Origin of the sequence: Geitlerinema sp. PCC 9228, from assembly GCF_001870905.1 — a bacterium.
Lineage (GTDB): Bacteria > Cyanobacteriota > Cyanobacteriia > Cyanobacteriales > PCC-9228 > PCC-9228.
This window is the reverse complement of the sequence record NZ_LNDC01000100.1, coordinates 1-15,854: the sequence shown is the minus strand read 5'-3', so window position 1 is coordinate 15,854 and position 15,854 is coordinate 1. Positions and strand designations below refer to the sequence as shown.

General features: G+C 49.6%; 16 protein-coding genes and 1 tRNA gene. 10 read left to right on the top strand and 7 right to left on the bottom strand.

Translation table 11 applies throughout. The annotated features are described in order from the left end of the window. Nucleotides 1-259 precede the first annotated feature (259 nt). From alr to rimK, 3 genes are read left to right on the top strand one after another with little or no spacing between them, the layout of a single operon-like run. Nucleotides 260-1,372, top strand: coding sequence for an alanine racemase (gene alr / locus AS151_RS09690; RefSeq protein WP_244532965.1), 1,113 nt, complete (start codon nt 260-262; stop codon nt 1,370-1,372). 8 nt (nt 1,373-1,380) lie between these two features. Further along, nucleotides 1,381-1,830, top strand: a complete 450-nt coding sequence (locus tag AS151_RS09685; RefSeq protein WP_071516847.1) for a RimK/LysX family protein — start codon at nt 1,381-1,383, stop codon at nt 1,828-1,830. 35 nt (nt 1,831-1,865) lie between these two features. Beyond that, nucleotides 1,866-2,765: a 30S ribosomal protein S6--L-glutamate ligase gene (gene rimK / locus AS151_RS09680; protein WP_071516846.1), complete on the top strand. Its 900-nt coding sequence runs from the start codon at nt 1,866-1,868 to the stop codon at nt 2,763-2,765. A 66-nt stretch (nt 2,766-2,831) separates the two neighbouring features. On the opposite strand, the gene AS151_RS23075 is transcribed toward rimK, so the two are convergent. Together AS151_RS23075 and AS151_RS09670 are read right to left on the bottom strand one after the other, a co-directional pair. Next, entirely contained in the window at nt 2,832-4,133 is a 1,302-nt protein-coding gene (locus AS151_RS23075) for a GH25 family lysozyme (RefSeq protein WP_071516845.1), read from the bottom strand. Nucleotides 4,134-4,189: 56 nt separating this feature from the next. Beyond that, on the bottom strand, nt 4,190-5,179 hold the full coding sequence (locus tag AS151_RS09670; protein WP_343327427.1) for a class I SAM-dependent methyltransferase: 990 nt from the start codon (nt 5,177-5,179) through the stop codon (nt 4,190-4,192). Here AS151_RS09670 and AS151_RS09665 point away from each other — a divergent pair. From AS151_RS09665 to AS151_RS09645, 4 genes are all read left to right on the top strand, one after another. Then, a complete protein-coding gene (locus AS151_RS09665; RefSeq protein WP_071516843.1) occupies nt 5,151-6,731 on the top strand; it encodes a type II CAAX endopeptidase family protein in 1,581 nt (526 codons plus the stop codon). The two genes, AS151_RS09670 and AS151_RS09665, sit on opposite strands and share 29 nt — an antisense overlap. Nucleotides 6,732-7,145: 414 nt before the next feature. Next, nucleotides 7,146-7,499 carry an NINE protein gene (locus AS151_RS09655; RefSeq protein ID WP_071516842.1) on the top strand — a complete coding sequence of 118 codons (354 nt, stop codon included), beginning with the start codon at nt 7,146-7,148 and terminating at the stop codon, nt 7,497-7,499. 52 nt (nt 7,500-7,551) lie between these two features. Next, nucleotides 7,552-8,259 carry a helix-hairpin-helix domain-containing protein gene (locus AS151_RS09650; protein ID WP_071516841.1) on the top strand — a complete coding sequence of 236 codons (708 nt, stop codon included), beginning with the start codon at nt 7,552-7,554 and terminating at the stop codon, nt 8,257-8,259. A gap of 228 nt (nt 8,260-8,487) precedes the next feature. Continuing rightward, entirely contained in the window at nt 8,488-10,812 is a 2,325-nt protein-coding gene (locus AS151_RS09645; protein WP_071516840.1) for a heavy metal translocating P-type ATPase, read from the top strand. Between the two features lie 48 nt (nt 10,813-10,860). Here AS151_RS09645 and AS151_RS09640 read toward each other — a convergent pair whose 3' ends face one another. After that, a complete protein-coding gene (locus AS151_RS09640) occupies nt 10,861-11,208 on the bottom strand; it encodes a hypothetical protein (RefSeq protein ID WP_071516839.1) in 348 nt (115 codons plus the stop codon). Nucleotides 11,209-11,243: 35 nt separating this feature from the next. Between AS151_RS09640 and AS151_RS09635 the strand changes: the two genes are divergently transcribed. After that, nucleotides 11,244-11,696 (top strand): hypothetical protein, encoded by a 453-nt coding sequence (locus AS151_RS09635; protein ID WP_071516838.1) that lies wholly within the window; start codon nt 11,244-11,246, stop codon nt 11,694-11,696. A gap of 378 nt (nt 11,697-12,074) precedes the next feature. On the opposite strand, the gene AS151_RS09625 is transcribed toward AS151_RS09635, so the two are convergent. Next, complete coding sequence (locus AS151_RS09625; RefSeq protein ID WP_071516836.1) at nt 12,075-12,392, bottom strand: DUF6679 family protein; 318 nt, start codon at nt 12,390-12,392, stop codon at nt 12,075-12,077. An 89-nt stretch (nt 12,393-12,481) separates the two neighbouring features. Then, nucleotides 12,482-12,733, bottom strand: coding sequence for a hypothetical protein (locus tag AS151_RS09620; protein ID WP_071516835.1), 252 nt, complete (start codon nt 12,731-12,733; stop codon nt 12,482-12,484). An 8-nt stretch (nt 12,734-12,741) separates the two neighbouring features. Between AS151_RS09620 and AS151_RS09615 the strand changes: the two genes are divergently transcribed. After that, a tRNA-Lys gene (locus tag AS151_RS09615) sits at nt 12,742-12,813 on the top strand. A gap of 214 nt (nt 12,814-13,027) precedes the next feature. Here AS151_RS09615 and bchM read toward each other — a convergent pair. Both bchM and nagA read right to left on the bottom strand, forming a co-directional pair. After that, nucleotides 13,028-13,723: a magnesium protoporphyrin IX methyltransferase gene (gene bchM / locus AS151_RS09610; protein WP_071516834.1), complete on the bottom strand. Its 696-nt coding sequence runs from the start codon at nt 13,721-13,723 to the stop codon at nt 13,028-13,030. Nucleotides 13,724-13,791: 68 nt separating this feature from the next. After that, nucleotides 13,792-14,976, bottom strand: a complete 1,185-nt coding sequence (gene nagA / locus AS151_RS09605) for an N-acetylglucosamine-6-phosphate deacetylase (RefSeq protein WP_071516833.1) — start codon at nt 14,974-14,976, stop codon at nt 13,792-13,794. An 80-nt stretch (nt 14,977-15,056) separates the two neighbouring features. Here nagA and purE point away from each other — a divergent pair, with 80 nt between their 5' ends. Further along, complete coding sequence (gene purE / locus AS151_RS09600) at nt 15,057-15,581, top strand: 5-(carboxyamino)imidazole ribonucleotide mutase (protein ID WP_071516832.1); 525 nt, start codon at nt 15,057-15,059, stop codon at nt 15,579-15,581. Nucleotides 15,582-15,854: the final 273 nt, after the last annotated feature.

Below are 15,854 nucleotides of genomic sequence, written 5' to 3'. Positions count from 1 at the left end.
TGTGCGTACCGAGTATACCGAGCGTACCGAGGGTGGGGATTTGGTTAGATTTGATTGGTTTTGAGATATTAGGGAAACGATTTGGCGTTGATTTTGTCTATTTTTTGGGGGAAATTTCCGTATACTGGTACTCTCGAAGGGAATTTCGTGGTGTGAGTAAAATAAGGACGGTTTTATTGTGGTTCGCTGGTATCCTAGTTCCAAGCAAGTATCGTTTCAGCTAGCTAGTCCCACCAATCGCGCCTGCGATCGCGCTTGGGTGGAAATTAACACCCAGGCGATCGCTTATAACATACGCCAACTGTGCCGCTACCTGCAACCCCATACTGAATTGATGGCCATTGTGAAAGCCGATGCCTACGGTCATGGGGATATTTGTGTTTCCCAGGTGGCTTTGGAAGCAGGTGCCAGTTGGTTGGGTGTTGCTACCATTGCCGAAGGGATTCAATTGCGGGAAGCTGGTATCGATGCTCCTATTTTAATCCTCGGCGCTACCTACAGCAGCGAACAGGCACAAGATTGCTGGCGGTGGCAGCTACAACCTACCATTTGTACGCCCCAACAAGCCTTAATTTTTTCGGAAGCTTGCCGCAGCCAACCCACCGACCAACAAAAACAATTACCGGTTCATATCAACATCGATACTGGTATGACGCGGGTTGGTATCCACTGGCAGCAGGCAGCGGAATTTTTGCCGTGGATTTCCAAACTTCCCTATTTACAGGTAGAAGCTATTTATTCCCATTTTGCCACAGCCGATAGCCCAGACCGGCAAATTATGGCGGCACAACACCAAAGATTTCGCCAAGCGATCGCCGCGATTCGCAAAGCCGGTGTTACCATACCCAAATTACACTTAGCCAATTCTGCTGCCACATTGTGCGATCGCAGTACCCATTACGACCTGGTTCGGGTAGGATTGGCCTTGTATGGTTTATATCCCGCGCCTCATTTGCAAGAATTTGGGGTAGACTTGCAACCAGCCATGAGCGTGAAAGCGCGTATCACCCAAGTGAAAACCATTCCCCCAGGTACGGGAATCAGCTACGGTCATCTGTTTGTTTCTCAGAAAGAAATGCGGGTTGCTGTGGTTAGCATCGGCTATGCTGATGGAGTATTGCGCAATCTTTCCAATCGCATGGAAGCGATCGTGCGAGGTTGTTTGGTACGACAGGTCGGTGCCATTACCATGGATCAGCTTACCATTGATGTGAGCAATGTTCCCAACGTACAAGCTGGCGATATTGTCACTTTACTGGGAACTGAAGGCGAGTGTACCATTTCCGCTGAAGATTGGGCGCAAACCTTAGATACAATTTCTTGGGAGATTCTTTGCGGTTTCAAACACCGTCTTCCCCGCATTACCGTCTAAAGCTGTCTATGGAAAAACATCACCACCACCATATGTTACCCGCTATTGGATGGCGGGAATGGATTTCCCTACCCGATTTGGGGGTAGACGCCATTAAAGCTAAAATCGATACTGGCGCGCGTTCCTCTGCCATCCACGCTTTTAACATTCACACCTTTCAGCGTCATGGCGTGGATATGGTGCAATTTCACATCCATCCTTATCAAAGAGATAACCACCATACGATTGCTGCGGAAGCGGAAATTCTCGACCGCCGCCACGTTCGTAATTCTGGCGGTCATGCGGAGGAACGTATTGCCATTGTTACCACTGCCTGTTTGCAAGAGGAACAATGGTCGATTGAACTAACCCTGACCAATCGCGATTTAATGGGATTTCGGATATTGCTAGGGAGACAAGCCGTCAGGCGGCGTTTTCTGGTCAATCCAGGCAGGTCTTTTCTCCTTAGCCGCAATTAGGTTGTACACTATCACTGATGCGGTTTTGAACGGTCATGAAGATTGCAATTTTATCCCAAGAACCCTCTATTTATTCGACCCAGCGGCTAAAAGAAGCTGGAGAAAAGCGGGGTCACGAGGTGCGGGTGATTAATTACCTGCGTTGTTATATGAATATTACTTCCCACCGACCGACGGCGATCTATCAAGGGAAACCTTTGGTGGATTTAGATGCTGTCATTCCTAGAATTGGCGCTTCTAAAACTTTTTACGGAACCGCAGTGGTACGTCAGTTTGAAATGATGGGAGTTTTTACAGCCAATGCCTCCCAAGCCATATCGCGATCGCGGGATAAATTGCGCTGTATGCAGCTTTTAGCCAGGGAAGGCATTGGGTTGCCGGTAACAGGATTTGCTCATTCGACTAAAGATATTGATGGGTTGATTGAAGTGGTCGGCGGTGCGCCCTTAGTCATCAAATTGTTGGAGGGAACCCAGGGAATTGGCGTGGTGTTGGCGGAAACCAAACAAGCGGCTACTTCGGTTATTGAAGCATTTCGCGGTTTGGATGCCAATATTTTGGTGCAGGAATATATTGCCGAAGCTGGTGGTGCGGACATTCGTTGCTTTTTGGTGGGAGATAAAGTTATTGCTTCTATGAAGCGCCAGGGGGCACCGGGTGAGTTTCGTTCTAATTTACATCGCGGTGGCAGCGCTCAAAAAATTAAATTAACCCCGGAAGAACGGTCTACCGCCGTACGCGCGGCGAAAATTATGGGGTTGAAGGTGGCTGGGGTGGATATTTTGCGTTCCAATCACGGACCGGTGGTGATGGAAGTGAATTCTTCGCCGGGGTTGGAGGGGATTGAAGCCGCTACCAACTTAGATGTGGCTGGGAAAATTATTGCTTATATCGAAAAAAATGCCAGTAAAGGAAGCGATCGCCATGATGGTTAGGGGCGAACAATCCCAGCGATCGCTTTTCTGTCAATTGAAATTTTGCTGAAGTGGGCATAGTTAATATTACTTACGCCAGCGGCGGGCAAATTCATTCAAAATTTCTTGGGGAATTTGCGATTGCAACCATTCTAAAGCTTGGTTTTGATGGGGCAACCCTTGGTAAGATAAGCCCACATTGACCAATTTAATCGGTTCTTCCTCCGGTGTAGGGGATTCGTTGCGCCATCGACGTAAAAATTGCTTGAGAGTGTTTTCGGAAATTTGCGATTGCAGCCAAATCAGCGCTTGGTTTTGATAGGAAGCCTGTTGGTAGTAGCGGCACACATCCGTTAGTTTGGCAGCTACCAGAGGCATCATTCCCTGATTGCGCCAGCGGCGGGTAAACTCCCGCAAAGTCTGTAAGGGAACCTCATCCTGAAGCCATTCTAACGCTTGGTCTTGGTGGGGCAATCCCTTATAAGAACGACAGACTTGCAACAATTTATCCTGGGAGATAGAACCACCATCTGGACTAGGGGCAGGCGTCGGCGTCGGCGTTGGTTTAGGCGTAGGCGTTGGCGATGGGGTGGGTGGGGAGGGGGCAGGATGGTAGGTCATATCCGTCAGCAGCGACCAAGTATTCGGACCCATAATCCCATCCACTTTCAAGCCAGCCGCTTTTTGATATTCCATTAAAGCTTGTTTGGTGGTTTTACCAAAATAGCCATCCACCGGTGCTTGCAAAAATCCTTGGTCGTGGAGGGTTTTTTGCAACTGCTTGACATTTTGATTGCGATCGCCTTCGATGGCAATATTAAACCAGTTTACATCCACGCCCCCTTGAACCCCAGAAACGCTACCGCGGTCGGTATACTGCCATAACGTCCACGTATCCCATCCGCCAGGGACAAAAGGCTGCGAATCGCTGGTATAATGGGCAATCCACAAAGGATAGTTGGCAAACTCCGTATAGTTACCAATGCGTTCCCAAAAACTGGGAAACGTATAAATAATCGGCTTGCGCTTGGTTTCCTTTTCCACAACATCCAGCCACTCCACCATGCGGCTGCGAATGGTTCCAGAATCCACCCCATCGGTGCTTTCAATATCCAAAACCGGGGGAAAATCGCCGCGATGAATTTTGACCACGCTGAGAAACTTCTCCGCCTGGGCACGACCGCTTTCTTTGGCACGGAAAAAATGATAAGCTCCCCGCACCAGCCCCACTTTTTTAATTTCAGACCAGTTTCGAGAAAACGTTTCGGCAACAAAAAAAGTACCTTCCGTCGCCTTGGTAATGCCGTAAGACATATTGTCATTGGCAACGGCAGACCAATTTACAGTTCCTTGCCAGTCAGAAACATCAATACCAGGTATGCCACTCATGGAAACCCCCTATCGCCAAAAATTGCCCAAAATTGCCGTGCGATCGCAACTTTTCCTTACCTCGTAGGCACAAAGCCACCGTAGATTGCCAAATTGTAATATTTCCAAGGCACCGTAACCGGATTGAATCCTGCCAGCTTCAACATTTGTAACTGGTCTGTCAAAGTAGCCAAGCAATCTTTGCCAGAATAGCCGTAGGGTTGGCTGTTGCCAATTTGAGCGCGCACTGCCTCCATCGTCGTTCCTTGGCTGGCTGCCCATTCTTCCCGGATCGACTCGTGCAACCTGGCCACAGCATCGTTCTCCGGTAGGGTAGGATCGGCATTAAAAAAGCATCCCCCTGGCTGCAAGCTTTGGCAAATCCGTCCCAAGAGTTTTTGTTTCATTTCATCGCTAAGATGGTGGATAGCTAGGGTGGAAACGCTGGCATGGATTCCCCCACCAATGGCTGCGGTGAGTTCCTCGTTTTCCCCATTCGCCCAAGCACCAAAGTCGGCTTCGATCCAGCGAACGCGATTTTCGTAGCCCTCGGCTGCCATTTTGGTTTGGGCTGTTTGCAGCATGCGCGCGGAGTAATCCACCGCCACCACCTCCACTTGCCGGTAACGAGAAAGCAACTGCCGCGTGAGTTCCCCCGTACCGCAGCCTAGCTCTAAAATTTTGGCTGTACCATTTTGGGCAGCTGGCTCGAGCACCGTACCCGCACAACGTGCGATCGCATCTAACATTTCATCGTAGCGCGGCAACAACGTGCGGATCCCTCGGTCGAATTGGGCGGTGTCGGCAAATACCTCCCCTGGGAAAATGGTTTTTGTATTGCTTTCGGACAAATTACCCATAAGTTCTGGATGGAAAATCGTCTTGCCAGTACAATCGTAGCGGAGTTCGTCCCACGCGATCGCTGCTAGCGTACCATTGAAAAGATAAAGATTTGATATTGCCCGAATTTCTTTGCTCGAACGTGGTGCTGTTTCCGCACAAACACCACGGGATGCCCAAGCTTGTTGACAAAAACTTATGACTGTAAAACGTGTTGTTTTATCCATTTTTACCGTAGCCGCGGTTTTGCTTCTTGGCGGGTCTCTTTGGAGTAGCTGGAGCCAACCCCAAGTGCAAAGCCGTTTGGAACTCTCCCAAACCAATTTGCTGCTGCAAGCAACCCAATGGGAACCCGAAGCCAGCAGCCTGGGAGAAGAGCCTTCTGTATCCCCGGAATCGCTTTTGGGGGAAAATCCCTATCAAACAGCTATAGACCAATACCAGTCGGTTCGCGATGTCAACCAGAACAACCTGGAACGCTTGCAAAAACAACTCCAACCTTCCTCGGCGGTAGCAAGTGAAGATGCTTCCCTCCCCTCGGCAACGCCGGTGGGGAGTTCTCAGGAACAGCAGATCCAACAGGAGTTGCAAAAAACGCTGGCAGAAATTGACTTGCGGTTGGGATTGTTGCAAGCCTACCAAGACAAAATTGATGTGGCTCGTTCCACTTGGCAGCAATCCATCGACCAATACGAGGCAAACGAAGCTTTAGGGATAGAAGTTGAAACTGCCAAAATTTTGCAAGGGTTGTACGACCAACCAGTTAGGTTACTGCCAGAGGCGGAAGCTAAGTTGCAGGAAAACCTGGATGGCTGGTTTCGCTATGTGGCTTTAGCCAAACTCTATAGTTTGCAGGAACGGGATGCTGCTCTGGCGGATTTGCAAGCCCAAATGCAAGCCAAAGCGGAGTCTTCGATTGTGAAGTTGAGCATTGTTAGTACCCTGCCTTTGTTGGGATTTGTCGCTGGTTCGGGGGTATTGCTGTTTTTGGGATGGCAGCGGCTGTTCCGTTCGGAAAAAGCGGTGTTAAAAACTCCTGACAGTGCGGGTTGGGAAGTTCCCTGGAATTGGGAAATTCCCCTACAGGTATTTGTGGTGGGGTTTTTCTTGGTCAGCCAGTTGGTGATTCCTTTGTTCCTGCCTTTGCTGTTTCAACTGTCTGGCGTTCCCATTAATAATTTGACCGATCTTAACGAAACGTTACGGGCTGTTTATATTTTGTTGAACTATGTGGCTTTGGCGGCTGGTGGTTTGGGCGTGCTTTATTTTTCCGTGCGCCAGTTCGCTCCTTTGCCGTCGGGATGGTTTCGCTTCCAACCGGAACGCAATTGGTTCTGGTGGGGGTTTGGCGGTTATTTGGCTGCGGTGCCTTTGGTTATTTTGGTTTCCCTCATTAACCAGCAAATTTGGGAAGGTCGCGGGGGTAGCAATCCTTTGATTCGTATTGCTTTGGAGAGCAATAATGTGACGGCACTGGCGATTTTCTTTATTACGGCTTCCATCGCCGCGCCGATTTATGAGGAAATTATGTTTCGCGGTTTCTTGCTGCCTTCGCTGACGCGATATACCAATACCCGCAATGCCATCTTTTTGAGCAGTGCGTTGTTTGCTATTTCCCACTCCAATTTGTCAGAAGTGCTTCCTTTGGCTACGTTAGGGGTGATTTTGGGATTTGTGTACGCGCGATCGCGCAATTTGCTCTCTTCTATTTTGCTCCACAGTTTGTGGAACAGCGGTACGCTGCTCACCCTGTATATTTTAGGTAGCGGCTTGCAATAGGGGAACTCAGTTGCCTGAAAAAACGCGATCGCTCCCCCACTATCTCCTCGGCATTTCCACAATCAATCGATTAAGATTGGGATAGGGCAGATTGGGGAGTTTGTAAGGTAGCGTTGAACAAACAACCATGGTTTCCAAATGCCGAACGTCTCAGCGGGGGAGTGGCTATCAAACGCCTCCTTCCCTTTGCTGTCTTCGGCGCGATCGCGTTTTCCCTGGCTTCGGCCAGTAACTTTCATTATTTTTTTAGAGGATATTTGCTGGTCCTAGAACTTCAAGTTGGTATTTTATTGGCTTATTTTCTAGGAGCAAAACTAGCAAAAAATAAACAGCGAAAAAACGCTCAGAATTCCGAAGATTATTGAATCTTTCATGAAAAAACATTGACAAGATTTGGCATTTGAGGTTTTCGATATGAAAGAGAGAAATAAATGGATTGCTCTCGTTATTACCGTTTTTGGTGGTTGGTTCGGCATTCATAAATTCTATCTCGGCGAAAATGCTGCTGGGGTTTTGTACTTACTCTTCTGTTGGTCTGGCATTCCCGGCATTATTTCTATTTTTGATTTTCTGTGGCTGCTGCTTGTCTCGGAACAAGAGTTTGACCGCCGGTTTAACATGCCTATTTTGGAAGAAAAGGCGCAATCCCAGCGCAATCCCCAGGAAATTACCGATACTTTATCTTCGCTGAAACGCCTCTACGAAGAAGGGGTCATTACCGCTGGCGAATATGAAGAAAAACGGCAAAAATTGTTGAAAGATTTGTAAGCAAAGCAATAACCTTAATTGGCTGGAGACAAGCTGTTAGGAGGAAGGTTCCGTGTCTGAAATCAATTGGTTTCAAAAAACACCCAAATGGTTTTGGTGGTCGTTTTTTCCAGTTCTTGGTGGCTTGGCGATCGCTTATGCTGGCCAAAAAAGCAATACCAAAGTCTGGATTGCTATTGGCATTGGATTAACCGCTGTTTCCTTGGTGCTTTCGGAAGTGCAAGATGCGTTTCTCACCCTATTGTGGTTTGCTCAAATTGGAACGGCCCTTGCTATCAAACAATCCTATTTAATTAAAACATATCCCCATCACTTGCCCCTACCAGACAATCCCCAACTCGCCCAAACAATTGCCCAAAAACGCCCCAAAGTTGATGTTAACAACTGTAGCAAAGACGATTTGGTTTACGGCGCGGGATTGCCCATTGCCTATGCCAACGATATCGAACTGCTACGCAACGAAGGGCATATTTTTACCAGCAGCGAAGAACTAGCCAATCTCGTAGATATTCCCAACAATATTATGCAGCGAGTAGAACCTTTGTTGGTTTTTGGTTACTATACCCAAAGCGAAGCCGAGTTTTCCTGGCGCTGTCTGAATACCGAATCTATAGATGGATTGGTTACCAGAGGCATGGAAGCTGATGTTGCCAAACAAATTGTTGCCGAACGACAAAAAAATGGGGAATTTCGCTCGGTTGCTGATGTCAAACGCCGCACCGGCTTGCCCTTGAAAGCTTATGAAATGGTAGTATACTAACTAAAAAAATCGCGATCGCGCTCAATTTAAGTAACAGAAAAAACAATATATTAACTGGTGGGGGTGGCAAGGTTTCCATGCTTTTGCCAAAGGATTTTTATTTTATTTTTAGATTTACAATTTTACGAAACCCCCACAATTGTGACACCCTGTCAACTTGTCAGCCTTGAGGGAACGAGATACAGTATTTAAAAGCAACAAATTCCCAAATTCCTGCGTTTCCATTTTATGCAAGTTACCGATTCCCAAGAAACCATTTCCCAAGAAAAACTTCCCCACCGCGAAACCTTCACCCTCGATGTGGGCGGCATGAAATGCGCTGGCTGCGTCAAAGCTGTGGAAAACAAACTGACCCAGCATCCCGGCGTGGTTTCCGCTTGGGTCAATTTGCCCATGGAACTAGCTACCGTAGAGTGCGAAGCCGACACCGTCGAGGCGGAAGGATTGGCAAAAACCCTCACGGAAGCGGGCTTTCCCAGTCAACCCCGTTTGGGAAATACCAGCCAAAACAAAGATATCAACGCTTCCAGACGCCAAGAGATTCGCGCCTCCATCTGGCGTCTTTCCCTGGCAGCGGTGTTAATTGTGCTTTCTGGCTGGGGTCATTTCGGTCAAATTCCCTGGCTGAGCAATATGTGGTTTCACTGGGGATTGGCGACTGCAACCTTATTGCTACCTGGGCGGACGATTTTGCAGGATGGCTGGAAAGGATGGTGGCATGGCAACCCCAACATGAATACGTTGGTGGGATTGGGGGCAATGAGTGCCTATGCGGCAAGTTGTGTGGCTTTGTGGTTTCCCCAGTTGGGTTGGGAATGCTTTTTCGACGAACCGGTGATGTTGCTGGGATTTATTCTGTTCGGTCGCACGTTAGAACAAATTGCCCGCTATCGCGCCGTATCTTCGCTGAGTTCTTTACTATCCCTCAAACCTACCACTGCTAGGTTGGTCAACCATCCGGAGGCTGACAGTAGTACCAGTGTAGAAGTACCAGCCGATCGCGTGCGTGTGGGAGAATACGTGCGGGTGCTACCAGGGGAAACCATTCCGGTAGATGGAGAAGTGGTTTGGGGCACCACGGCAGTTGACGAGTCGATGCTGACGGGGGAATCCCTACCCGCAAGCAAACAAACCGGCGATCGCGTGACAGGGGGAACCAGCAATCAATCAGGCGTTGTGGTGGTTCGGGTCACCCAAACCGGCGAAGATACCACCCTCTCCCATATTATTTCTCTGGTGGAAAATGCCCAGACGCGCAAGGCCCCAGTGCAAAAACTGGCAGATACGGTGGCGGGGTATTTCACCTACGGGGTCATGGCGATCGCGGCGGTGACATTTCTATTTTGGTATTTCCTCGGCAGTCAGATTTGGCCGGAAATTGTAGCAGCGAACGTTCCCACCCTTACCCATACAGCTACCCAAACCGCTTCGCCATTGTTGGTGAGTTTGAAATTGAGCATTGCAGTTTTGGTCATCGCCTGCCCCTGCGCGTTGGGATTGGCAACGCCAACGGCGATTTTGGTGGGTACCGGCAGGGGGGCGGAAAAGGGATTGCTCATCAAAGGCGGCGATGTCTTGGAACGGGTACGCCATTTGGATACGGTGGTGTTTGACAAGACGGGAACCCTGACCACCGGCAAGCCTACGATTACCGATTGTTTGCCTTTGACGGATGAAATGACTCGCGATCGCTTGTTGCAGGTAGCAGCAGCGGCAGAAAGCGGTACTTCCCATCCCCTCGCCACCACCATGCAGGCAGCAGCCACAGAAAATGGCAAGACACTGTTACCGGCGCAAGATTTTCATACAGAACCTGGCTGGGGGATTCGCGCGACCGTGGAAACAGACCGGGTTTTGGTGGGAACGTCGGATTGGTTGGTCAAACACGAGATCTCAGTAGAAGCGGCGGCGGAGAAAGTGGCGGCATTAGAAGCCGCTGGCAAGACGGTAGCCTACGTAGCGGTCAACGATGCTTTGGCGGGGGTGATTGCTCTCAGCGATCGCTTGAAGGAAGGGGCCGTAGAAACGGTAAAAGGCTTGCAGGCGATGGGCTTGCGGGTGATGGTTTTAACTGGCGATCGCACGGCGGAAACCGTTGCCGCACCTTTGGGATTGCCTCGGGAAGATATTATGGTGCAGGTTCCCCCGGATGGCAAAGCAGCCGCGATCGAAGCCATTCAGAAAAACCAGCATCGGGTGGCTATGGTAGGCGATGGTATTAACGATGCGCCGGCACTGGCACAGGCAGATGTGGGCATTAGCATGTCGGCGGCTACCGATGTGGCGATGGAAACCGCTCACATTACCTTAATGCGCGATTGCCTCACCGATGCGATCGCAGCCATTCGCCTCAGCCGCGCGACCTTCCGCAAAATTCGCCAAAATCTATTTTGGGCTTTGATTTACAACACCGTAGGCATTCCCGTGGCGGCAGGAGTGCTGTTGCCTGGTTGGGGAATTATGCTCAATCCCTCTACAGCCGGTGCGTTGATGGCGTTCAGTTCCGTTAGCGTCGCTGTTAATTCTCTGTTGCTACGCTCCAGCGATCGCTAAAAGGCAAAAAAAATACCCCCTAGCCTTGCCCGGAGGTTGGGGGGATGCTTAGCCAGCCACGCTTTCCAATAATTTCCACTGCTGGTTGTTAGCAATGGCGTTACTGAGCAAATCGAACATTTGATGGCAGTGATTGTTTACCTGCAACGGTAACTCTTCGTTTTTGAGCACGAAGTTCATGTGGACTTCTTCATTGGTGGTAGTGGTTTTGTCGATTAAGATTTCCACAGTCACTAACTTGCCAAAGGGGACTTTCCCCGGCACTTCCCGTGCCATCATGTAATCCCCCGTATCGTAAATAATATCAAAGCCGCAGGACTCCAACATCTCTGCTAGTAACTGCCGGAAACCTTCAACAGAAACGGCAACAACGAATAAACCCGTGTAGCGAGCCATAGAGAACTCCCGGCCTTTCGTAGAACAACTCTGGCTTGACACTCCACGTTTGCAACCAAACGCGGATTCTTGGTTCGCTGAGTCCACTTTTTCCAGCAGCCTGGCAACCAGCAAGACTGGAACCGTTGGTCTGTGGTGGGGCAACTGCCCTCCAGTGGCTCTCCCCAAGCGTTCCGTACTTTGAGAGTACCCGTTCCCGTTTGCCTGGCGGTACGGAATCGTTCGTTTTTGGCGATTTGATGGGGCGGGAAACGCCAGCGGCTGCAAGAGTTCCCAAACGCCAGCAACGCTGCCAATCGCCCCTGGGACATGGTGGCGTTTTTGACCGCTATCTAGGAAAGGGAAACATTGCCACCCGCGATCGCACCCCGTTTTCCCCACTTAATCGCAATTATACCGGAATTTCCTTATTTCCCAAGGCCAAACAGCCAAGCAACTACCAGGTAACTGGAATCCGCTTGGGTGGCATGGTGTTAAGTTGGCCATGATGGCAATAGAAAAATTTCCCTGCCAAAAAATGAAAAAGAGAGGGATGGAAAACGCGATCGCTACTGATAAGAGCATCTAACGCTTTCCCGTTACAATTCCCTCCCTCCCAGAGCCATGCTGAGTTTTGAAAATGTACAAATAGCAGTTCGTAGCCGCTGTCTGGCTATGGAACTTGCTACGCGCGGCAACGCTATTTTTCGGTTGGGAAAAACCCCCATGCTGTTTGGGAAGGCTTCGTTTTCCCGTTCGGTTGGTTGCTTTGTGTGGTGGGATGGGAAGCCAGGGCGCTGCAAGTCGATTTTGGGCGTCCGTTCTTCCACTGGATGGGATCGGTGTTCCCTAACCTACCGACACGACCAACCAACCGAATCCCTTGCTTACGATTCCGAGTTTGAGTCCGGATATTGATTGTTGCGCAGTTGTTCTGCTTCCGGACATTCATCCGAAACCAAAGGATCCACGTTACCTTTTGGAACCCCTGCTAACTTTTGTGTAATGGCACCGATGCTTTCCAGGCGCACCATTTCTTCCCAAGAGCAAATTTCTTCTTCTTCTTCGGTTTCGTACCGCAGCGTTACCAAATCTCCTTCAATATCAACAATGCGAGTTCGTTCAATCCAGCGCTGTTGATCCCGCAAGAAGACGCAGATTTCCTGACCATCGCAACAAAGTTGATAAATCTTGCGGTTTAACATGAGTCGCTTCTCCTGGGCCGTCAACTTCTTTCCCAAATATAGGTTTTGCTATCGATCGGTGGGAAGTGCGTTTTTGGGGAATATCCAGCTCAGATATTCAGATGCCAACGCCACCGAACCACTGCCAGTTGGTGGATGCTTACCTCCCCCACAGGCATGGCTTTCAGACTAGATTTTAACTCATTATGGCTTGGCCTACATCCCTGTCGCAAAAAACCTTCAAAGGAAGTTTTGGAAAATTTCCAGGTTTCTCCATATTTTTTGGGGGCGATCGCTTGCACAACCAGCAAAACCTGTGCTACATTTAGAAACTGTGCTGAGCGATACAGTACAACACCCACCCAGGGTTGGGTCGCTAACTCAACGGTAGAGTACTCGGCTTTTAACCGATTAGTTCTGGGTTCGAATCCCAGGCGACCCATTCTTCAAATCAACCAACCCAGAAAATCTCCAAAGCCGTGCTTTTCCCCCAGAGTGAGTGCGGTTTTTTCTATGTTTGTCTTCCCTGTTTGGGAGACAGGAAAAGATATCGATATTTTGATTTTGTAGGATTTTCTCAATGGAAATTTTCTCGTGGGGGTCGCCTCCAGCCTCCAACATCTACAATTAGGAGACTAGAGGGATGGCCACGGACGTTACTGGCGAACAGCTTCTAAAATACAGGCGTAGTAGAAACGACTACGAATCATATCCGTGCGTTGGATGGTCAAACCATTGTTTTGTAAAATTTGCACGATATCGGCTTCCCGATGCTGGTAAGCACGCGTGGTTTTGCTGGGACCGGGGAACATTTCGCCAATTTTTTTCAATAAGCTCAGGGCAAAAGTTTTGGGGGCAAAACTGACAATCAAGCGCGATTCTGCCATGGATGCCAGATGGTTCATCATTTCCACGGCATTTTCCTGAGGATAGTGAATCAACACATCCAAACAAACCACGGTGTGATATTTGCCACTGAGCTGTTCCAAATCTTGCACGGAAAAATGCAAATTGTTCAACTGGGCTGGAGATAGGGTGGCTTTTGCCCGTTCCCAACCTTCGCCAACCATTTTTTCAGAAATATCGCTGGCATAAACGATCGCGCCCGCTTCGGCAAGGGGAATGCTGAGGCTACCGACACCGCAACCAGCATCGCAAATAGACATGCCCGCTAAATTGCCATCTTTTTGGAGCCAATTGAGAATGGTTTCAACAGTTTGTTGGTGCCCTTTGCGAATATCTAGTTGTACTCTGTTGACATCATCGCCTTCGCCGTAAATACGCCGCCAGCGATCGAAACCAGTGGTATTGAAATATTCTTTGACTTCGGTTTTATCGTCAGCAGTTTTCATAAAAAATTGCCCTTGGGCTGGTGGGTGAATAAGGTTCGCTTGTTGGATAACGGGAAACTATTATAATATCAACATTTTTCTTTTTGTCTATCCGCAAGCAAACGCTGGCTGGTTAGTTGTTGTTCGGTAGCATCCCAATGCCAGCGCAGCAGGGTTGCCGGTTGGGTTGGGGCAATGGTTGCTTCTCCCAAAGCTTCCCGGGGGGTGTGAGTTGCTAGAGCGATCGCGGTTTCTACATCGCACAGATGCCAGCGTACCAAATTTTTTACCCCTGCTAGCAAAGGCAGCGTCGTCCCCGCCAGGGTACCATCCGACAAACGCGCCGTACCGTTTTTCACCGCGATCGCTCTGGTATCCCAAGGATATTCCCCATCGGGGCATCCCAAAGGTGCCAGGGCATCGCTGACCAAAAATACGCCCCGCTGGTATTCGCTGGCACGGAGTAAAATTTGTAGCATGGTGGGGCAAACGTGAACCCCATCCGCGATCGCACCGCATTTTACGTGAGGATGGACCATCGCCGCCCCCAAAAGACCCGGTTCTCGGTGGTGCAAACCGGGCATGGCATTAAAGGCATGAGTTACCAAAGTAGCCCCCTGTTGAAACGCTCGATTCGCCTGTTCGTAGGTAGCCATGGAATGCCCCAAACTAACCCGAATACCCAATTTCGATAAATAAGCAATCCCTTCGCCAGTAGGGTCTAGTTCCGGAGCAACGGTCATCATTTTGACAATCTCGGCGCGATCGCCCAATACCCGCTTTATATGTTCCACATCAAACGTTTGTAAGTGTTGCGGGGGATGAGCGCCGCATTTTTGGCGATTGAGGAACGGACCCTCTAAATGTACGCCCAGAACTTTGGCAGCATTTGTGGGCTGAATTTGTGCCTGCTGTTGGTCCATAAAATCAGCAAAGGCAGCCAGCGCTTTCTGAATTTTGGCCACCGAAGTAGTAACAATGGTCGGTAAAAACCCATCAATACCCTGCATCCAAAGCCACTGACAAATTTCAGAAAGCTGGTGTTGGTGTTGCCCATCCATATCGGGAAAAGCAAATCCCAAAGCCCCATTTATTTGCAAATCCAGACCACCCCGCGACAGCCAATCTCCCGCCAAATCTAGCTGTGGGGGTTCGCCATCGCTGGGAGCCTTCTCCATCGTATCCATCGCTTCGATCGTACCGCCAGCGCCTACACGCAACCAATACAACCCCTGCTTGCCGACAATGCGGGCATTGGTAATCTCTAGAGTCATGGCACCTTCCCTAGCTCTTGACAAAAAACGCGAGACACACAACCAATAACAAACAGCAACGATTGGGAGAACCAACCACCATGACGCAACCTATCATCGGCATCATCATGGGCAGCGATTCCGATTTGCCCACCATGAAAGAAGCGATCGCAATTTGCGAAGAATTTGACATTGCCCACGAAGTCGCGATCGTCTCCGCCCATCGTACCCCACAACGGATGGTCGAGTACGCCCAAAACGCCCACCAACGGGGATTAAAAGCCATCATTGCCGGCGCTGGCGGCGCTGCCCACTTACCAGGCATGGTAGCGTCTTTAACCCCCTTACCCGTCATCGGCGTACCCATTCCCAGCCGCCACCTCCAAGGCGTTGATTCCCTATACTCCATCGTGCAAATGCCAGGAGGCATCCCCGTCGCCACCGTCGCCATCGGCAACGCCAAAAACGCCGGATTGCTTGCCGTACAGATGGTAGCCGCTCACCAGCCCCAACTATTGGAAAAGGTACAGCAATACCGCCAAAATCTAGCAGAATCGGTCTATCAAAAACAGGAAAACTTAGAACAACAGGGGTATCAAGCCTACTTGCACTCGAAAGAAAAATAGATGTGGGAGATGGGGAGCTTGGGAGAGCGAAAAGTACAATCAATTGTTTTCTCCCATACCCCGAAGCTCTGACGCCCCGACGCCCCGACGCTTCTCTTCCGCAATTTTACGAGCATGAATCGGGAGCTTGAAAGCCCTGACTTTTTAAAGCAGGGATGAAAAGCGACCCGTGCGGCTTTAGCCGCCGTTAAAATCAAGTTGATGTGCTAGAATTTGGAAAAGCAGGCGAAATTTTATAAATCTTTTTTCGTACATCATGTTGACTCTCAGCTA